Origin of the sequence: Pelosinus fermentans JBW45 (genome assembly GCF_000271665.2) — a bacterium.
GTDB lineage: Bacteria > Bacillota > Negativicutes > DSM-13327 > DSM-13327 > Pelosinus > Pelosinus baikalensis.
In genome coordinates this window covers 5,195,690-5,212,130 of the sequence record NZ_CP010978.1, presented here as the reverse complement: position 1 = coordinate 5,212,130, position 16,441 = coordinate 5,195,690, and the positions used below count along the sequence as shown (strand labels likewise).

The 16,441-nt window shown below is 41.8% G+C and carries 14 protein-coding genes; 9 read left to right on the top strand and 5 right to left on the bottom strand.

What is annotated here, in order from left to right:
* The first annotated feature begins 72 nt into the window (after positions 1–72).
* From JBW_RS23040 to JBW_RS23005, 8 genes are all read left to right on the top strand, one after another.
* Positions 73–1,218: a DUF362 domain-containing protein gene (locus JBW_RS23040; RefSeq protein ID WP_007954894.1), complete on the top strand. Its 1,146-nt coding sequence runs from the start codon at positions 73–75 to the stop codon at positions 1,216–1,218.
* A 90-nt stretch (positions 1,219–1,308) separates the two neighbouring features.
* On the top strand, positions 1,309–1,932 hold the full coding sequence (locus JBW_RS23035; protein ID WP_007954895.1) for a 4'-phosphopantetheinyl transferase family protein: 624 nt from the start codon (positions 1,309–1,311) through the stop codon (positions 1,930–1,932).
* Between the two features lie 127 nt (positions 1,933–2,059).
* Complete coding sequence (locus JBW_RS23030) at positions 2,060–2,812, top strand: ABC transporter ATP-binding protein (RefSeq protein ID WP_007954897.1); 753 nt, start codon at positions 2,060–2,062, stop codon at positions 2,810–2,812.
* Entirely contained in the window at positions 2,809–5,235 is a 2,427-nt protein-coding gene (locus JBW_RS23025; RefSeq protein ID WP_007954899.1) for an FtsX-like permease family protein, read from the top strand. The genes JBW_RS23030 and JBW_RS23025 overlap by 4 nt, the downstream gene beginning before the upstream one ends.
* A 24-nt stretch (positions 5,236–5,259) precedes the next feature.
* Positions 5,260–6,147, top strand: coding sequence for an HlyD family secretion protein (locus JBW_RS23020; protein WP_007954901.1), 888 nt, complete (start codon positions 5,260–5,262; stop codon positions 6,145–6,147).
* A 40-nt stretch (positions 6,148–6,187) separates the two neighbouring features.
* Complete coding sequence (locus tag JBW_RS23015; protein ID WP_007954903.1) at positions 6,188–7,516, top strand: TolC family protein; 1,329 nt, start codon at positions 6,188–6,190, stop codon at positions 7,514–7,516.
* A gap of 52 nt (positions 7,517–7,568) precedes the next feature.
* On the top strand, positions 7,569–8,567 hold the full coding sequence (locus JBW_RS23010) for an ABC transporter ATP-binding protein (RefSeq protein ID WP_007954904.1): 999 nt from the start codon (positions 7,569–7,571) through the stop codon (positions 8,565–8,567).
* The gene (locus JBW_RS23005; protein WP_007954911.1) at positions 8,542–9,327 is read left to right on the top strand and encodes an ABC transporter permease; all 786 of its coding nucleotides are present in this window, start codon (positions 8,542–8,544) and stop codon (positions 9,325–9,327) included. Before JBW_RS23010 ends, JBW_RS23005 begins: the two co-directional genes overlap by 26 nt.
* A gap of 16 nt (positions 9,328–9,343) precedes the next feature.
* On the opposite strand, the gene JBW_RS23000 is transcribed toward JBW_RS23005, so the two are convergent.
* The 4 genes from JBW_RS23000 to JBW_RS24300 all read right to left on the bottom strand — a co-directional run bounded on the left by JBW_RS23000 (position 9,344) and on the right by JBW_RS24300 (position 13,929).
* Positions 9,344–9,916, bottom strand: a complete 573-nt coding sequence (locus JBW_RS23000; RefSeq protein ID WP_007954918.1) for a hypothetical protein — start codon at positions 9,914–9,916, stop codon at positions 9,344–9,346.
* Positions 9,917–10,074: 158 nt separating this feature from the next.
* Positions 10,075–11,250: a lysophospholipid transporter LplT gene (gene lplT / locus JBW_RS22995; RefSeq protein ID WP_007954920.1), complete on the bottom strand. Its 1,176-nt coding sequence runs from the start codon at positions 11,248–11,250 to the stop codon at positions 10,075–10,077.
* Positions 11,240–13,363 (bottom strand): AMP-binding protein, encoded by a 2,124-nt coding sequence (locus tag JBW_RS22990; RefSeq protein ID WP_007954921.1) that lies wholly within the window; start codon positions 13,361–13,363, stop codon positions 11,240–11,242. Before JBW_RS22990 ends, lplT begins: the two co-directional genes overlap by 11 nt.
* Before the next feature lie 53 nt (positions 13,364–13,416).
* A complete protein-coding gene (locus JBW_RS24300; protein ID WP_007954922.1) occupies positions 13,417–13,929 on the bottom strand; it encodes a MerR family transcriptional regulator in 513 nt (170 codons plus the stop codon).
* Positions 13,930–14,175: 246 nt separating this feature from the next.
* Here JBW_RS24300 and JBW_RS22980 point away from each other — a divergent pair, with 246 nt between their 5' ends.
* A complete protein-coding gene (locus JBW_RS22980) occupies positions 14,176–15,162 on the top strand; it encodes an aldo/keto reductase (RefSeq protein WP_007954924.1) in 987 nt (328 codons plus the stop codon).
* A gap of 403 nt (positions 15,163–15,565) precedes the next feature.
* On the opposite strand, the gene dapB is transcribed toward JBW_RS22980, so the two are convergent.
* Positions 15,566–16,384: a 4-hydroxy-tetrahydrodipicolinate reductase gene (gene dapB / locus JBW_RS22975; RefSeq protein ID WP_007954925.1), complete on the bottom strand. Its 819-nt coding sequence runs from the start codon at positions 16,382–16,384 to the stop codon at positions 15,566–15,568.
* Between the last annotated feature and the right edge of the window lie 57 nt (positions 16,385–16,441).

Below are 16,441 nucleotides of genomic sequence, written 5' to 3'. Positions count from 1 at the left end.
GAGTAAAACTCCATCTGAAGCGAGTCTTCTTTATTTAGTGCAATAATCACAAATTATGATTGGAGAAGGAAAATGGAGATAGTTAGTATTACTCAATCTAAAACCTACAAGTATGAAGAAGTTGAAAAAGCAGTTTATGAGTGTTTGGATAATATTTCCGAAATCAAAAGCAGGATAAAAAACGGATCCAGGGTTTTGGTTAAAGTTAACTTATTGAAAAAAAATGCTCCAGAAGATGCAGTGACCACTCATCCGGCAGTCGTTGAGGCGATTGTCAGGTATCTTCAAGGGCTAGGGTGCAGAGTCATTATCGGGGATAGTCCAGGCGGTCCCTTTACTGTAAAACGATTGATCAGCATTTATAAAGCTTCAGGAATGACACAGGTCGCAGAAAATACAGGCTGTGAATTAAACTATGATACGTCAGCCGTTGATATCGTGAATGAAAAGGCGCAGAAACTGAAGCAAATGCAAATCATAAAAGTTGCCGAAGATGTTGATTTTATTGTGTCGGCAGCTAAATTTAAGACCCATGGAATGATGCTTTACACTGGAGCAGTAAAAAACTTATTTGGCGTTATCCCTGGGCTTACCAAAGCTGAATATCATTTCAAAATGAATAATGCAGATAATTTTGCTCATCATTTGGTTGATATCTGCGAGTATATTAAGCCTGTCTTTACGATTATTGACGCGATCGAAGGTATGGAAGGGGATGGACCTTCTGCGGGGGAAAAAAGACAGGTTGGATTGATTCTGGCATCTGAAAATCCTTATGCCTTGGATACAGCAGGGGCTCATATTATGGGGATACAGCCACTGCAAGTTCCGACTGTAAAAATTGCAAAGGAAAGGGGGATTTTCGGTGGAGAGCTTAAAGATCTATCAGTTAAGGGGCTGCAGTTAGACGATATACATATACCTCCTTTTAAATTGCCAGGCTCTTTAGGTAAAAGCCTGGTAAGTGGAAAGGTTCCCAAATTTGTCGAAGAATTCTTAATCAATGCCTTGCGGGCGCAACCCGTATTTAACTATGATAGTTGCATTTCCTGCGGTGAGTGCGCTAGGGGATGTCCTGCGAAGATCATTGATATGAGTTCAGGGAAGCCTAAACTAGATCTCAATAAATGTATAAGTTGTTTTTGCTGCCATGAGTTATGCCCCATGAAAGCAGTTGATATAAAAAAACATTGGCTGCATAAACTGCTATTTAGATAATTCTAAAAAATTCATTGGCATGACAGAAGGAAGGGCGTGTGAAGAATTGATGCTATAGTATCGCCTTTTAGCAGGGATTTTGGATTTTCCATGAAAACCTCTGATGATTATAATGAATTGATGCTGCATCCAGAAGAGTTAGGAGTTCTTAGTTTTAAAGCTGTACCAAAACGCAGAATTGAGTTTTGTATAGGCAGGGCGGCAGCCCATAGTGCTTTAAGTAAAATAAATATAAAAAATTTTCCTATTCTTAAGGGTGTTCATAATGAACCTTTATGGCCCAAAGGTGTGGTGGGTGCTATAAGTCATTCGGGTGAAGTAGCACTTGCTGCGGTGGCACGCAAAGAAAAGGCTGCGGGAATTGGTCTAGATATTGAAAGGATCGATGAAACCATACCAAAGGATATCATAAAGGTAGTATGTACGATAAGGGAGGCTGGCTGGGTAAATGACAGTAAGGATCGGAAGATTGAGAGATTGATTATGGTCTTTTCTGCAAAGGAAAGCGCCTTTAAAGCTTTTTCCCCAATAATGAATCAATTTCTTACTTATTTTGATGCTGAACTTATTTGGGATGAAGATGCCAGTCGATTTAGGGGTAAACTGTTGACGAAAGTTGGGCCAGATTATATTGAAGGATATGCTTTTGAAGTTGGATGCAGAAGAATTGGCCAGTATATATTTACATTTATGAGTCTGCCTCCTCTTTTATAGTTTTTAAAAAGTGATATGTGAACAAAAAAAATAGTAAGCCCCGCAGTAACTGCGAAGGGCTTACTTCTTTTTGTAGCTAAGCTACATGACTTAAGGCGGCTGAGAGCTGCAAGGGGGGATTTATACAATGATCGGGAAATTGCTGCCTTGGTTAGCGGCTGTAGATTTACCGCGGCCCAAACCGGAAGCGCCTGCGGTAGCGCTTACAGCTGTGCGTAAGGTTTATATAACTGGTGCCGGTGAATTTGTGGCTTTGAAAGGAATCGATCTTCAAGTAGATAAGGGCGAATTTGTGGCAGTGGTAGGCAAATCAGGCAACGGGAAATCCACCTTAATCAATATGATTACTGGTATAGATCGGCCTACCTCTGGAGACGTGTGGGTGGCGGGTACACCAGTGCATACTCTGACGGAGAATCAGATTGCAGTATGGCGGGGGCGGACGGTAGGAGTTGTGTTTCAATTTTTTCAATTACTGCCGACATTAACAGTACTGGAGAATGTGATGCTGCCCATGGATTTTTGTAACGTCTACGATCCGGCAGAACGACCGGAACGGGCTATGGAACTCTTGAAATTGGTAGGCGTAGAAAATCAGGCGGACAAAGTACCGGCGAACCTGTCTGGAGGACAGCAGCAACGGGTAGCTATTGCCCGCTGCCTGTCTAATGATCCTCCCCTCTTGGTGGCGGACGAACCTACGGGTAATTTGGATTCGCGAACTGCTGAAGCAGTTATTGAACTGTTTAGAGAACTGACTCTTGGAGGAAAAACCATTCTGATGGTTACTCATGATGAGGATTTAGCTCGGCGAAGCAGTCGGATTGTAACAGTATCTGAAGGGCTGATCGTTCCGACAGCTGGGGAGGGGAATTTATGACCAGCTATGTTCTATTATCTCCACGCTGGCGCAAGGTATGGACGGATATTTGGGGCAATAAGCTGCGAACGATGTTAGTGGTACTGTCCATCTCAGTTGGGGTGTTTGCAGTAGGGATGGTTTACAGCTCCTATTTGATGTTTCAGCGGGATCTAGCCGCTAGTTGGGAGACAGCGTCACCGGCCAATGCCAGCTTGTTTGCGGATCCTTTTGATGAAGAATTGGTACAGACTATCCGCAGCATAAAGAATATTAAAGAGGCTGAGGGACGGCGCAACGTGAACTTGCGGGTTAGTACCAGTGATGGTCAGTGGTGCCAGCTGGTTTTGGTTGCGATTCCAGACTATTTCAAACAGAAAGTAAATGTGGTGCGTTATATATCCGGAGCTTGGCCTCCAGGGGATGGTGATGTACTATTGGAGCGTTCGTCTATGACTGAGCTAGGAGTAAACCAAGGTGATAGGATTATAGTGGAGACTTCTACTGGACGTAAACGATCTATGAAAGTGACTGGGACTGTATATGATTCGAGTAAGATTCCGAGCTTGTTCAGCGGAAACTATTACGGTTATATCAGCATGGATACCTTGGAAAAATTGGATGAGTCGCGTCAACTGGATCAGGTCGATTTAGTAGTTGAACCTTGGGTTCTGCGGGGTAAAGATACGGAGCCAATCAAAACGGTTGGACGGCAGGCTTGGAGAAAAATTGAACAGGGCGACACTCTGGTGTCAAGGCTGCAGGTACACACGCCAGGAGAACATCAAATGCAGGGGGCTATCAATGCGCTGCTGCTGCTGCTGGCAGTATTAGGAGTATTATCGTTGTTGCTGGGAACTTTCTTGTTGGTTAATACGATATCAGCCATTTTAACTCAGCAGGTGCGTCAGGTAGGGATTATGAAATCCATTGGCGCACGTAAGGATCAGATTTTGCGAATGTATCTGAGTCTTGTGGGGGCGTATGGGCTTCTGGCACTGTTAGTGGCAGCGCCGTTAGGTGCGTTGGCTGCCAGTATGGTGACGAGTTTTGTCTCTGGAATGTTCAATTTCGATTCCGGTGGATTGGAATTACCAGCTAGGGTCATTATGCTGGAAATGATGGTGGCCATTGTAGTGCCATTATTAGCAGCCTTGGGACCAATCTGGCATGGGACAGGCGTAACTGTTCGAGAGGCGATAAATGATTATGGTATCAGCGGCATTCAGGCGAAAGGACGGATGGACCGGTGGGTAGACATTGGTTTGGAACGACTGAAAAAACTGCCGCGTCCGATACTACTGTCACTTCGAAATACCTTTAGACGTAAAGGTCGTTTGGCACTTACTCTGCTGACTCTAACTGTGGCCGGCACGGTATTTATGGCAGTGTTTTCTGTACGTTCCTCTTTGGACGCAACCTTGGATCAAGCATTGGATTACTTTCATTATGATGTCTCAGTGCAATTTACCCAGAGTTATCGGACTAGCCGAATTGAGCAGGAGGTATTACAGGTATCCGGGGTTAAGGCCGTAGAATGTTGGGGAAGAACATCAGGGCGGGTGCTGGAAGATGAACAAAAGGAGTCTGAGGCTAGTAAGAATGTGTTTATTCTGGCTCCGCCAGTAAACACAAAGATGATTCAACCCCAACTTATCGAGGGACGTTGGCTCTTGCCCAATGATGAAAGTGCTTTAGTGGTAAATACGGAGGTTTTGAAAGATAGTCCCCAGCTAAAGGTCGGTGAACCGGTGGTGGTCATGGTGGGAGAACGTAAATTGCGGTTCACGGTGGTAGGAATTGTCCAGGGAATTCTAGCTGGACCGATTGTTTACGCTTCCTACGATTGGTTTACTGGAGCGGTGCAAGAGACCGGACGAGCTCGTTCAGTACAGATTATGGCAAATTCATCGGACGCCAAAGAGCAAAGTATCTTAGGAAGGGCATTGGAAGAACATCTGAAAAAAAACAGTCTGCGTATTCAAAATGTAAGTATTACTTGGGAGCAAAAAAAACGTATTCGCTCTCAGTTTGATATCATTACTACATTTTTACTTATTATGGCAGTATTGTTGGCGGTGGTTGGGGCTTTAGGATTGACAGGAACTATGGGGATTAATGTGCTGGAGAGGACCAGAGAGATTGGCGTAATGCGATCGATTGGCGCTTCCAGCGTAGATATTGGTAAAGTATTTGTGGTAGAGGCCCTATGTATTGGTCTGTTGAGTTGGACGGCGGGAATGGTTTTGGCCGTGCCAGTGGCGGGGCTGTTAAGCCATCAAGTAGGGATACTGTTTCTGAAGAATCCCTTGGCTTTTTCATTCAGCTTTCTGGGGGTAGCCATTTGGTTAGGACTATCGACTATGTTGTCGGTACTGGCAAGTTTGCTGCCAGCTAGGAATGCAGCTCAGCTGAGCGTGCGGGATGTATTAAGTTATGAATAATATGAAGCAAGGGGAGACGTTTATATGGCAATTATAAAACGGCATTGGCTGCTGTGTTTGATATTGATGGCAGTGTTGGCGATAAGTTCTTGGTGGTTTTTAAACGGTCGTCCAGGAGAAAAGAAGGATATACCAGTGGTGAAAGCTGATGATAGAGTACTGGCAGAGGGAATCGTGTATCCGATACAGTATGCTGAGATGGCGATGCCTGTGGAGGGAACGATTGGTGAAATATTGGTCAAAGAAGGGGATCGTATAGGGGCTGGACAACCTATTATCCGGCTAGTGCGCGAGGAGTATCAGGATCGAGTGGGGAGTGCCCGATCAAACGTAGCTGGGGCTGTCGCTGCAGTAGAGCAAGCCCACGTGAACCTGGCGGACGCAGAACGAGAATTGCAGCGTCAGCAGCGACTTGAAAAAGCCGGTGCTGCAACTAGGCAGAAAATCGAACAGACTCAGATGGAGGTAGAACGAAAGCGGGCAGGCTTGATGCAGGCTCAAGCAGACCTGACTGCAGGAGAAGGAAAGGCAGCCGAATCTCAAAGAGTGTTAGATAAGACCGAAATAAGGGCACCGATAAATGGAACAGTGGTTTTCCTGGATGTGAAGGTGGGCGAACATGCCGCTGCAGGTAAAGTGCTGGTGCGGATTGCCGATGAATCCGGATGGGAAGTGCGTAGCGATGACTTAACGGAATTGGCTGTAGCCAAGGTCAAGATGGGCGATATAGTGAACCTGACCTTTGATGGAATACCAGGCGTGGATATTCCTGGAAAGGTGAAGTTTATCCGGTCTTATGGAGAGAAAAAACGAGGAGATATGACTTACACGGTGTTCATCGCTCCAGAGCACTGGGATGATCGACTGCACTGGAATATGACTGCACAAATCGCCATTACACCATCGAAGTAGGCTAGTGGCCATAATCATTTATTAAGGAGGGATATGTAACATGATAAGACAACAAATATGGAGAAAATGTTTGCTTGCAGTACTGATTGCGGGAATACTTCTGGTAAATCCTTCGTATGTATTGGCAGCTCCCATAGAATTATCACTCACTGACAGCATTGCTTTGGCGCTGCAAAATAACCCCATTATAAAAACGACGGAAGATGATAAAATGATTTCAAATTGGGCGATTGCCGAAGCAAAGGCAAAATTTGGTCCCAGTCTTACATACTCCCATAAGGTTACTCGAACGGGACTCCCCCAATATTCATTGGAGAAGTATTTTTCTGGTACGTCATTGGCTAATATTGAATTCGGTGGTGAATATACTTCATTCGGAAATTCGATCAGCGTTAGTGTACCTCTTTATACTGGGGGTAATTTAGAAGGTCAGCTTGACCAAGCGAAAAAAAAATTTCAGGTTGCCGACCTTGAAGTTAAGAAAAACAAACAGCAGCTTAAGCTTGACACGACAACCGCCTATTTCAATGTTTTGGAAGCGCTTAATCAGTTACAAGTGAACCAGGAATCCCTTACTAATCTCATGGAACATTTGAATAGTGTTCAGGCTCAGTATGAAGAAGGTGTAGTAAACAAGTCTGACGTACTCCGTTCTGAGGTGGAAGTGATCAACGCCCGGCAAGATGTCATGGGAGCTCAAAATAAATACAACTTAGCAATGGTCAGCTTAAAAAACGTGATGAGTCTGCCTCTTACTAGTGAGATTAAGCTAAAAGATGATTTAATCTATCAAAAATATACGTTTACCGTCGATGATTGCGTAACATATGCATTAAACCATCGTCCAGATATCATTCAAGTGCAAGCGAAGATTGATATCGCCAAGAGTGGGGTAAAAGTGGCTAAAAGCGACAATTTGCCGCAAGTTAGTTTTAAAGGCACCAATAATTGGGCTGACGACAATTTTCCCGGGGCGAAACAGGATTACTGGATGGTAAGTCTTACTGCCTCAATCAATTTATTCGATTCTGGTCTTACAAAAGCAAAAGTGAAGGGAGCGGAAAGCTCCTTAGATAAAGAACGGCACGGAGTCGAGCAGATACGAGAGACCGCGGTTCTTGAGGTAAGCCAGGCTTATTTAAATCTGAAGGTAGCAGAAGAACGCATTGGGACAAGCAAAGCTGCTGTAGATAAGGCTCAAGAAGCCTTTAGAATCAATGAGGTTTGCTATAAAGAAGGTGTCGGCAGGAATTTAGATGTTATTGATGCTCAATTGGCGTTGGTTAAGGCCAAGACTAATTATAATCAAGCACTGTACGACTATAATAGCAGTAAGGCTAAATTAGATAAAGCAATGGGTATTGACTAATGTAATTTGAAAAACGGAAACACATGAACCCTAAAAGATGGAGGGATTAATTTTGAATGAGAATAATATAACGAATAAAGCAGTAGAAATCAACAGTCTTAGTAAGATCTATGGTAACAGCAGTGGAAATCATTTTACAGCAGTTGATAACGTTAATCTTGATATACGAAAGGGCGAAGTCTTCGGCTTTCTGGGATCAAATGGTGCAGGAAAAACTACGACGATAAAAATGATGTGTGGATTGATAACTCCAACGACTGGACATATATTGCTAAATGGCTGCGACGTAGCACGAGATCATGGGGAAGCGATGCGGCAAATCGGCGTGGTTTTAGAAGGAACGAGAAATATTTACTGGCCTTTGACTGCGTGGCAAAATTTAATGTACTTTGGCAGTTTAAAGGGCTGCGCCAGGAAAATTAGTAAGGAGCGGGGCGAATCACTCTTAAAAGAATTGGAACTCTGGGATAGGCGTAATGATATCATACGAAATTTTTCACGGGGAATGCAGCAAAGAATTGCGATTGCCTGCGCGCTGATTGCTGATCCTCCCATTCTCATTTTAGATGAGCCGACCCTGGGGCTAGATGTGGAAGCGATGCAAATTATGAAAGCATTACTGAAGCGATTAGCACAAGATTACAAGAAAACGGTGATCATTACTTCCCATCAATTAGACGTAGTGCAGGCGCTTTGTGAGCGCGTAGCTATCATGCATAAAGGGAAAATAATTGCGGACAAGAATCTTAATGAATTACTCATGCTTTTTGGACAGGGGTATTATCAGATTAAGATACAGGGAGTGTTTAACGGTCACAGGAATGATGAATTAAAGGACTTCATCATCAAAGAGGAAGAAGGAGTGACGTTATTAACAGGGGCAATTGACAGTCAAACAAAGTTATATACCTTGCTTGATAAAATCAGAGAAAAGGGAATGGCGTTACTTTCTGTTTCTCCGTTAGAGCCAGATTTAGAGGAAGTATTTTTAAAACTGGTAAAAAACGAAAAGGAGATTGATAATCATGACAACATTAAAAACTATGCTTAATGAAACCTATAAAGGTTTGCTGATTGCCTGGAACTACAAATTTGAAACCTTTTTGCAGCTGGTGATGATGGGGATTGTCTTCATTGGCATAGGCTTTATTATCGGTGGAGGGCAGGTGAGCACAGGACAGCTTACCTATACGCTAATTGGTTATTCTATGTGGTTGTATTCCTCCATTGTTATTTCCGGCATGTGTCGTGATTTACTGGGAGAAGCCCAGGCAGGTACATTAGAACAGATTTTTATGAGCCCTGTTCCTGTATTCCTTATATTAATTGGTCGATCTCTTGCCACATTAATTACTGCGACAATTAATATTTTATTATTTGCGGTTGTTATATTATGGACATTAAAAGCAAATATTTCTTTACAATGGCAGGGACTTGTTATTTTTATCATTACCATGGCTGGATTGTTTGGTTTCGGGTTCATAATTGCCGGCATGACGTTAATTTTTAAACGAGTAGGCGAACTTGCCGGTTTAACGGCAAATGCGCTGCTTTTTCTGAATGGTTCTATGCTTCCTGTAGAACAATTTCCTAGATGGCTGGCATTAGTTGCTAAGACATTACCGACGACTCAAGGGATTATTTTACTACGTGATACTTTGTTGAAGATGCAACCACTATATGAATTATGGAAAGATGGCAGTCTGCTATTACTTTGTTCTCAGTCTATAATTTATTTTGGGGGGGGACTCCTAGTTTTTATCTGGTGTGCACGAAAGGCGAAACTTCAAGGAACATTGGGGTATTATTGATAGAACAAAGAAGGAATCAAAAGTTTTGATTCATAAAGGTCCTATAAGTTCCATGGATGGCAGCGATCATTGCTCCGATTAGATCACCCATTAAGTCTAGATCCGTATCCAGCAGACTTGGTTGGCTAATGGGAGTTGGATGTGAAATGGTATCGGTAAGAAATTCTATAATCTCATAAAAAGCCCCAATACTAAGTCCCAGGGACAGAATGAATATGAATTTAAATGGACTGCTTAGGGGATGACGAAGTAATTGAACAGCTAAAATATAAGCAAATAGAGAGAAGGAATAGGAGCCAAATACGTGCAGCATTTTATCGAAAGTGAAGGATGTTTGATAAAAGTCTAAATAGCTGCCGAAGAAACTATCTCCCAGCAAAGAGAGAATGACGATGCCCCTCACATAGGTATTCATATAAAACCCGTATCTAGCCTCTAAAAACGTATACAACGTCCAACAAAAGGTGGTTGCTATAACGCTTCGAGCATAGCTGGATTGGCCTGATTTGGCCAATTCCAAAATGAGTACGAGTTGAGTCGCTAGGAATAGTACGCTTATTTTGAGTAATGTTGATTTATCATTTGTCATAAATATCTCCTACCTTTAAATCGATCGTCCGATTGCTTTAACTGATGATATATGTTAGTATGCCCTCAAATGGTGTTTTATTTAGCTAAGTGATTTTGTTTTTTTGAAATGAAAAGATCGAGCCCTCCGAATACTAGATACGGAGGGCTCGATCTTTTTTAGGTGGTTTCTATTCTTTTATAGGTTAGCACAAGCAAGTAGGCAACAAAGGCTAGTAAGACTATACCAGCAGCAGCCAGTGAGGTATAAATAGATATGCCTAATTTAAAAGCAAGAGTATAGGCCCCTACCCCGAGAAACATAAAACTATTTTCCACAAAATTTTGGATGGCAATGGTCTTGCCTGCTCCTATGGTTTGATGACCGACATGTTGCAGACACGCATTCATAGGAACGATAAAGATACCTCCCATACAGCCGATTAAGAGTAAAAGGATAATGGCGATGGGTAAGGTCGTAACCCATAAGAATGCTAGGATGCAAATTCCCATACCCAAACCATACCATGCAGTGCGCTGATAATCTCTCACGGTAATGAGATAGGGAGTAATGACTGCCCCTATGGCTATGCCAATGCCGGTAACGGCAATAATCATGCTAATATCTACCCCGCTGCGAATGCCAAGAGTTAGGGGCACCCATGCAAAAATAATCATCCTAAGGACAGCAGATGCCATCCAAAATGAGCCGGTACCGATCAGGGAAAAATGGCTTTGTTTATTGTGAAACAGGGTTGCTGCATCGCTAGCAAATTCTATAATCGCGTTACGATATTGAATGCCTCTATTACCGGGATCTTTTGGTATCAGAGTATTCACGCCAATGGATATGACATAAAGCACGATACAGGCTATCAATGACAGCACAATGGATATATCGGATAAATAACCACCTGCAACAGAACCGGTGAGAATGGCTACTATGGTGTAGCTTTCTAAGCTGGAGTTTGCCCGCAGGAGGGCATCTTCTCCTCTTGCCAGAAAGGGCAGGATACCATACTTCGCGGGACTATAAATGACAGCACCGATACCTACCACGCCGTAGCTCAATGCGGGGTCGCATTTTGCAAGAAGAAGGAGTATTCCCAATGTTTTTATGACGTTGCCCACCATTAGTACTTGAGATTTTGCTTTCTTATCCGCAAACCTGCCAACCCAGGGAGATAAAACAATAAAAGATAATAAAAAAGTGCTTTGTACAAGAGGCAGATAATAGCCAGGATAACCATCTCTATGGATAATCCCCAAGGCAATGAATAAGATCATGTTATCAACAAAGGCAGATATAAATTGAGCTAAGAATAGGGCGTTGAGGGGCGAAGGTTTAAGACGCACCGTTTTCCAGCTCCTTTGCGGCCATTTCTTTTAGGGTTACATAGTCAATCTTGCCGCTCCCTAGTAAGGGTAAGGTATCGACAATTCGCAATGAGGTTGGCATAACGAGCATGCTTTGTCCGCTCTGGCTGATGTATTCTCGCAGCAGCTGTTTAGTCGCATCTTTATGGAGTGTGTACAAAATGATCTTTTCACCTTTTTTTGTATCTGAAATATTGATTGCTGCATTTTTATCAGTAGCAAAGCAGCTTTCGGCAACTTTTTCAACAGCATCCAAGCTAATCATCTCGCCGGAAATTTTCGCGAAGCGTTTTAAGCGTGATTTTATGGTAATAAAACCTTCTTTATCAATGGCAACGACATCGCCGCAATTATACCATTTTTCTGAAGGTATAAAGCCTTTGCCATGCAATAGGTAGCCTTTCATGGCATTTGGTCCTTTTACGAAGAGGTTTCCACCTTCCTCGATGCCTTCTACGGCTTCCAATCGCCATTCAATGCCTGGAAGAAATTTACCGACAGTTCCGCGGCGATTAAACATAGGCGTGTTGAAACTGAGTACCGGGGACATTTCTGTGGTTCCGTAGCCTTCAAAAAGACGTATGCCAAATTTCTCATTCCAAAGATTGCGCACATCATCTTTTAATTTTTCGCCGCCGGCCAAAACAAATCGTACATTATAAAAGTCATAGTTATGAGCATATCTCCCATATCCCATCAGAAAGGTTGGCGTTCCTAACAAGATAGTAACATTTCGATCATAGGCAATTTCGGGAATAATTTTATAGTGCAGGGGACTGGGGTACAAGAATACTTCCATTCCTTCCATAATGGGCAGCAGCGTTCCTGCCGTCAGACCAAAAGAGTGAAACATAGGCAGAGCATTTAGCATTTTATCTCGGTGGGTATAATCGATTACGCAAGAAATTTGATGAATGTTAGCCCGGATACTGGAATGGGCCAATACAACCCCTTTGGGCTTGCTTTCACTGCCGCTGGTAAAGAGTATGATTTCTCTATTGCCAATGGGAGATGCTTTTTTTCTTACAAAGTAGCTGAACAAGCCTGATAGTTTATCAGTACCCGATAGGGTACTTTTCAAATCCTCGAGATAAAGGATGGTAAATTTAGCAGCCAATTGGCTGACATAGGATTGAAAATTAGCTTTTTCCACAAAGGTACGAGAGGTAAGTATGGTTTTGATTCCCGCTGTTTCTCCACAGTCTAAATTGTTTTGTATACCTGCGCTAAAGTTTAGAATCGCAGGCGTTTTATTTACGTAAAATAAGGCAAACAGCGTAACGACATGGCCGATGGAATTGGGTAATAAGACTCCAACCCTTTCGTCTGATACAAGAACTGTACGAAATGCACTTGCCAAGACATAGCTGCTAATAATCGTTTTACGATAGGTAATCTTACCGCTGCTATCCTCTGCCATCATCTTACTCATGCCGTGAGTCTTGCCCGCCAGCAATAACTCATTAAATAAATTGATTTTAATCTGCGTATATTCTTTAGCTTTGAACATGGTGTTTTCCAAAATCGTACGAATTTTGTCACCAATTTCTCTTTTCTGCAGTCTGATGCTTTTACTCCCGCCGGATTCCAGATGAATAACTTTGTCAGCATACATCATTACTTCTGGGAACCATATTGAGCGTACTTTATCTTGAATTCGTGAGAATTTGGAATACTCTAACCCTGAGAAGATCACTGGATAAATTGCTGCATTGGTCCGAAAGGCAATAAATCCGATGCCGCTATAGATCTTCATTAAACTTCCCGTACGGGTAATACGTCCTTCTGGGAAGATGACTAAGGGTTTTCCTGCTTTTAATAAGGCCAGGATTTTCTTTAATGAGTAAGGGTTTAAAGGATCAATTTTAATATGATTAATAAATTGGAGATAAAAGCGCAGTTTTTCCGCAATATCTGTATTAATTACATAGCAAATAGTACTGGGTAAATAGGCATATAAGAATACTGCATCTAAAAAGGATACATGATTGGGTAATACAATCGTAGGACCGTCAAAACGCATCTCCTTAAAGCCGATTACTTTTGCTTTAAAGAGTAAGCGAAGTAGAATTCTCAACAAATATCTCAGCATTGTTTTACTCCCTCATCCTATTGTTTAGTCGATCTAACATCAGTAGTGAATATTCAATGATGTTCTTCCTCTAGAGGCTTTGCCAGTAGTTTCTCTTGGTTTTTATCAGAAGGTAAGTAAATTTCTAACTTTTCCTTTGTTACACTGTGGGTAGCATATCCCAAAAGACGATATGGCTCACCATCAAGGAGATGATAAGGCTCGTTCGTATCCTCGATGGATTCTACCGATTCTTGTATGGGGGTGTTATGCTGATTGGCTAATTGAACAATTGCTTCATTAAGGCGCAGGATACGTTCTTCCAGTCGCTTGGCGGATGCTTCCAGGGTAAAGCCTTGATCTAGAAAGTCTTTAATTAAAATAATTTTTTCAATATTGGTATAGTCATATTTCCGATTGGTGCCAGCATTGTCTCCTATAGAGCTGATGATTCCTTTGGATTCCCAATAACGAAGCTGTCTGGCTGAAACACCTGTGATGTTTGACACTTCGCCAATTCCTACAATAATTCGCGACAGGAGAGGGATATCGAGTATGGTAGATACGGATAAATTGTGTTTTGGCATTATGTTCATCCTTTAGCTAAATTTTGTCTTATGATGAGACTTGTTCTTTGTATTCCTTATAAAACAGGATTTTAAAACGCTGCGTCCTGATAGGACATTTCTTTTATGTCTTATTATATACTTTATAGGTAATAGTAACAACAATGTAAGATATATTGACAAAGATGTAAAATAAAATTACAATACTACCGAGTGATACAACACCAATGAGTAAGAAAAATGAATGAGCAGAGGGAGTTAGAAAGAATGAAGAAAAGACTACTAGGAAAAAACGGACCAGAAATATCAGCCATTGGATTGGGTTGTATGGGTATGAGTGAGTTTTATGGCAAGGCAGATTATCAAGAATCGCAAAATACGATTCAAGCAGCCCTTGAGTCGGGAATAACCTTTTTAGATACTGCTGATACGTATGGGTATGGTCATAATGAAGAGCTTATAGGATCGGTACTAAAGAGGTGGCGCGGTGAGGCATTTGTCGCTACTAAATTTGGCATTGTAAGGGAGCCGGGAGCCTATGAACGAAGAATTGATGGCAGTCCCCAATATGTTAAGCAGGCTGCTGAGGCCAGTTTGCGAAGATTAAATCGTGAAGTCATTGATTTATATTATATACATCGGGTGGACCACAATACTCCCATTGAGGACACCATCGGAGCTATGGCAGATCTGATCAAGGAAGGGAAAGTTCGCTATATTGGAATTTCAGAAGCTTCATCTGATACAATTCGCCGAGCTCATCGAGTACATCCCTTATCCGCTGTTCAATCCGAGTTTTCTCTTTTGACACGGAATGTGGAAACAAGTGTGTTGCCAACTTTGCGAGAGTTAGGCATTGGACTTGTTGCCTATAGTCCCTTAAGCCGTGGACTGTTGAGTGGCCAACTCAGTTCGGAGGTTCTAAGTCAAGAGGGGGATTTTCGTAAGAGTTTACCGCGCTTACAGGGGGAGGCATTGTGCAGTAATCAGAAATTCGCAGAGGCGATTGGAAACATTGCACAAGACAAAGGAATTACTGGAGCTCAATTGTCGTTAGCTTGGGTTCTCGCTAAAGGTGAGGATGTGATTCCCATTCCTGGTACGAAGAGGCTGAAATATTTGCTGGAGAATATAAAAGCAACAAAAGTAGAATTAAGCAGGGAAGATCTAAATCATATTGAATCTATCATCGCTCAGTATACAATTGTGGGGGAACGTTATACTCCAGCAGGCATGATAGGAATAGAAGAATAGAGCGACAGCAATAAACAACCTCATTATTTAAGATATGTGAAATTCTACAATATATAATATAGAAGTAGTCAATTATATCAAGGATAAGGAGATATTAGTTTTGAATCCAGCTTCTCTGAAGCAAAATCAGAATCAACTACATACCACCAAGATTGCAAAAAAAAGCTCCTGTAAAAATTCGTATACGAATTTTTACAGGAGCTTTTTAAGCAATACCTGGCCTAAAAAGGTAGGTTCTACGATCTTATTATTTTTTTACTGGCTTTTTAGGTGCCTGTTTGTCAATGAAGAACTTTGTACTTTTCTCTGCCGTTTTAATGTTCTTATAACTGCTTTTAGGGGATACTTTTCCCATACAATCACCTCCATAGAATCGATCTACTACGACATTATAGCAGATTTTCTATGCTAAATTCAAAATATTCATATCTTCCATCATTTTGCGTACAGCTATGATTTGTCTTCTCTGTTCTCTTTCTTGTTCAAAAACATCGCTCATTTCATAAAAACCCGTTTTTCCTATCAGAAATTGAGATACTTTGTAAGCGCCTTCGGCAAAGGCTTTTTTGGAGTAGGATTGATGAGAGATTTCGATGGAATCATATTCACCGCAGATGATAACTTTATGCTTTCCAATAATACCGCCTGCTCGAACGGCATGAGTGGGGATCTCATCATTACGATCCAGACCCTCCTGTATTTTCAAAGCAATTTTCTTGGCAGTTCCTGATGGACTGTCTTTTTTCTGTTTATGGTGTTCTTCATAAATTTCAAAATCATAGGAGTTCATTAACTCCGCTGCTATTTCAGTCATCAACATTAACACATTAACGCCATATGTAATATTAGGTGCCAGGACAATTCCAATATTACCTTTTTGTGCTACATTTTTTATTTTTTCCAATTCTGCAGAATCATAGTCAGTTACTGCTGTAACTACACTTACGCCGCACTTTTCTAAGATGTGAATGTTATCGGTTAAAAAGCTTGCGCGTGAAAAATCAATAAGAATATCTGGCTTATATTGAAATAGTTTTCTTTCTAAATGATCGCTGGTTTCAATCATAATTCCTGTATCGTTACGATCCAATATCTCCCCAAGATCCTTATTAGCATTAGTACTATTCGGTCTACACAATACCATGCTAAGCACATTCTGCGAAAGAAGATATTCTGCCACAACTTTCCCTGTTCTACCCAATCCTACTAATGCGATTTTCACCTTATTCGCCCCCCATTTAATATACTAACAATCCTATAATAACATTAAGTTGTCAGT

Bases quoted from the DNA above. Each gene is read 5' to 3' on its own strand.
- JBW_RS23000 (WP_007954918.1), bottom strand. From the start codon at position 9,916: ATGACAAATGATAAATCAACATTACTCAAAATAAGCGTACTATTCCTA.
- JBW_RS23025 (WP_007954899.1), top strand. From the start codon at position 2,809: ATGACCAGCTATGTTCTATTATCTCCACGCTGGCGCAAGGTATGGACG.
- JBW_RS23020 (WP_007954901.1), top strand. From the start codon at position 5,260: ATGGCAATTATAAAACGGCATTGGCTGCTGTGTTTGATATTGATGGCA.
- JBW_RS23040 (WP_007954894.1), top strand. From the start codon at position 73: ATGGAGATAGTTAGTATTACTCAATCTAAAACCTACAAGTATGAAGAA.
- JBW_RS22980 (WP_007954924.1), top strand. From the start codon at position 14,176: ATGAAGAAAAGACTACTAGGAAAAAACGGACCAGAAATATCAGCCATT.
- JBW_RS24300 (WP_007954922.1), bottom strand. From the start codon at position 13,929: ATGCCAAAACACAATTTATCCGTATCTACCATACTCGATATCCCTCTC.
- JBW_RS22990 (WP_007954921.1), bottom strand. From the start codon at position 13,363: ATGCTGAGATATTTGTTGAGAATTCTACTTCGCTTACTCTTTAAAGCA.
- JBW_RS23005 (WP_007954911.1), top strand. From the start codon at position 8,542: ATGACAACATTAAAAACTATGCTTAATGAAACCTATAAAGGTTTGCTG.
- JBW_RS23015 (WP_007954903.1), top strand. From the start codon at position 6,188: ATGATAAGACAACAAATATGGAGAAAATGTTTGCTTGCAGTACTGATT.
- JBW_RS23030 (WP_007954897.1), top strand. From the start codon at position 2,060: ATGATCGGGAAATTGCTGCCTTGGTTAGCGGCTGTAGATTTACCGCGG.
- JBW_RS23035 (WP_007954895.1), top strand. From the start codon at position 1,309: ATGAAAACCTCTGATGATTATAATGAATTGATGCTGCATCCAGAAGAG.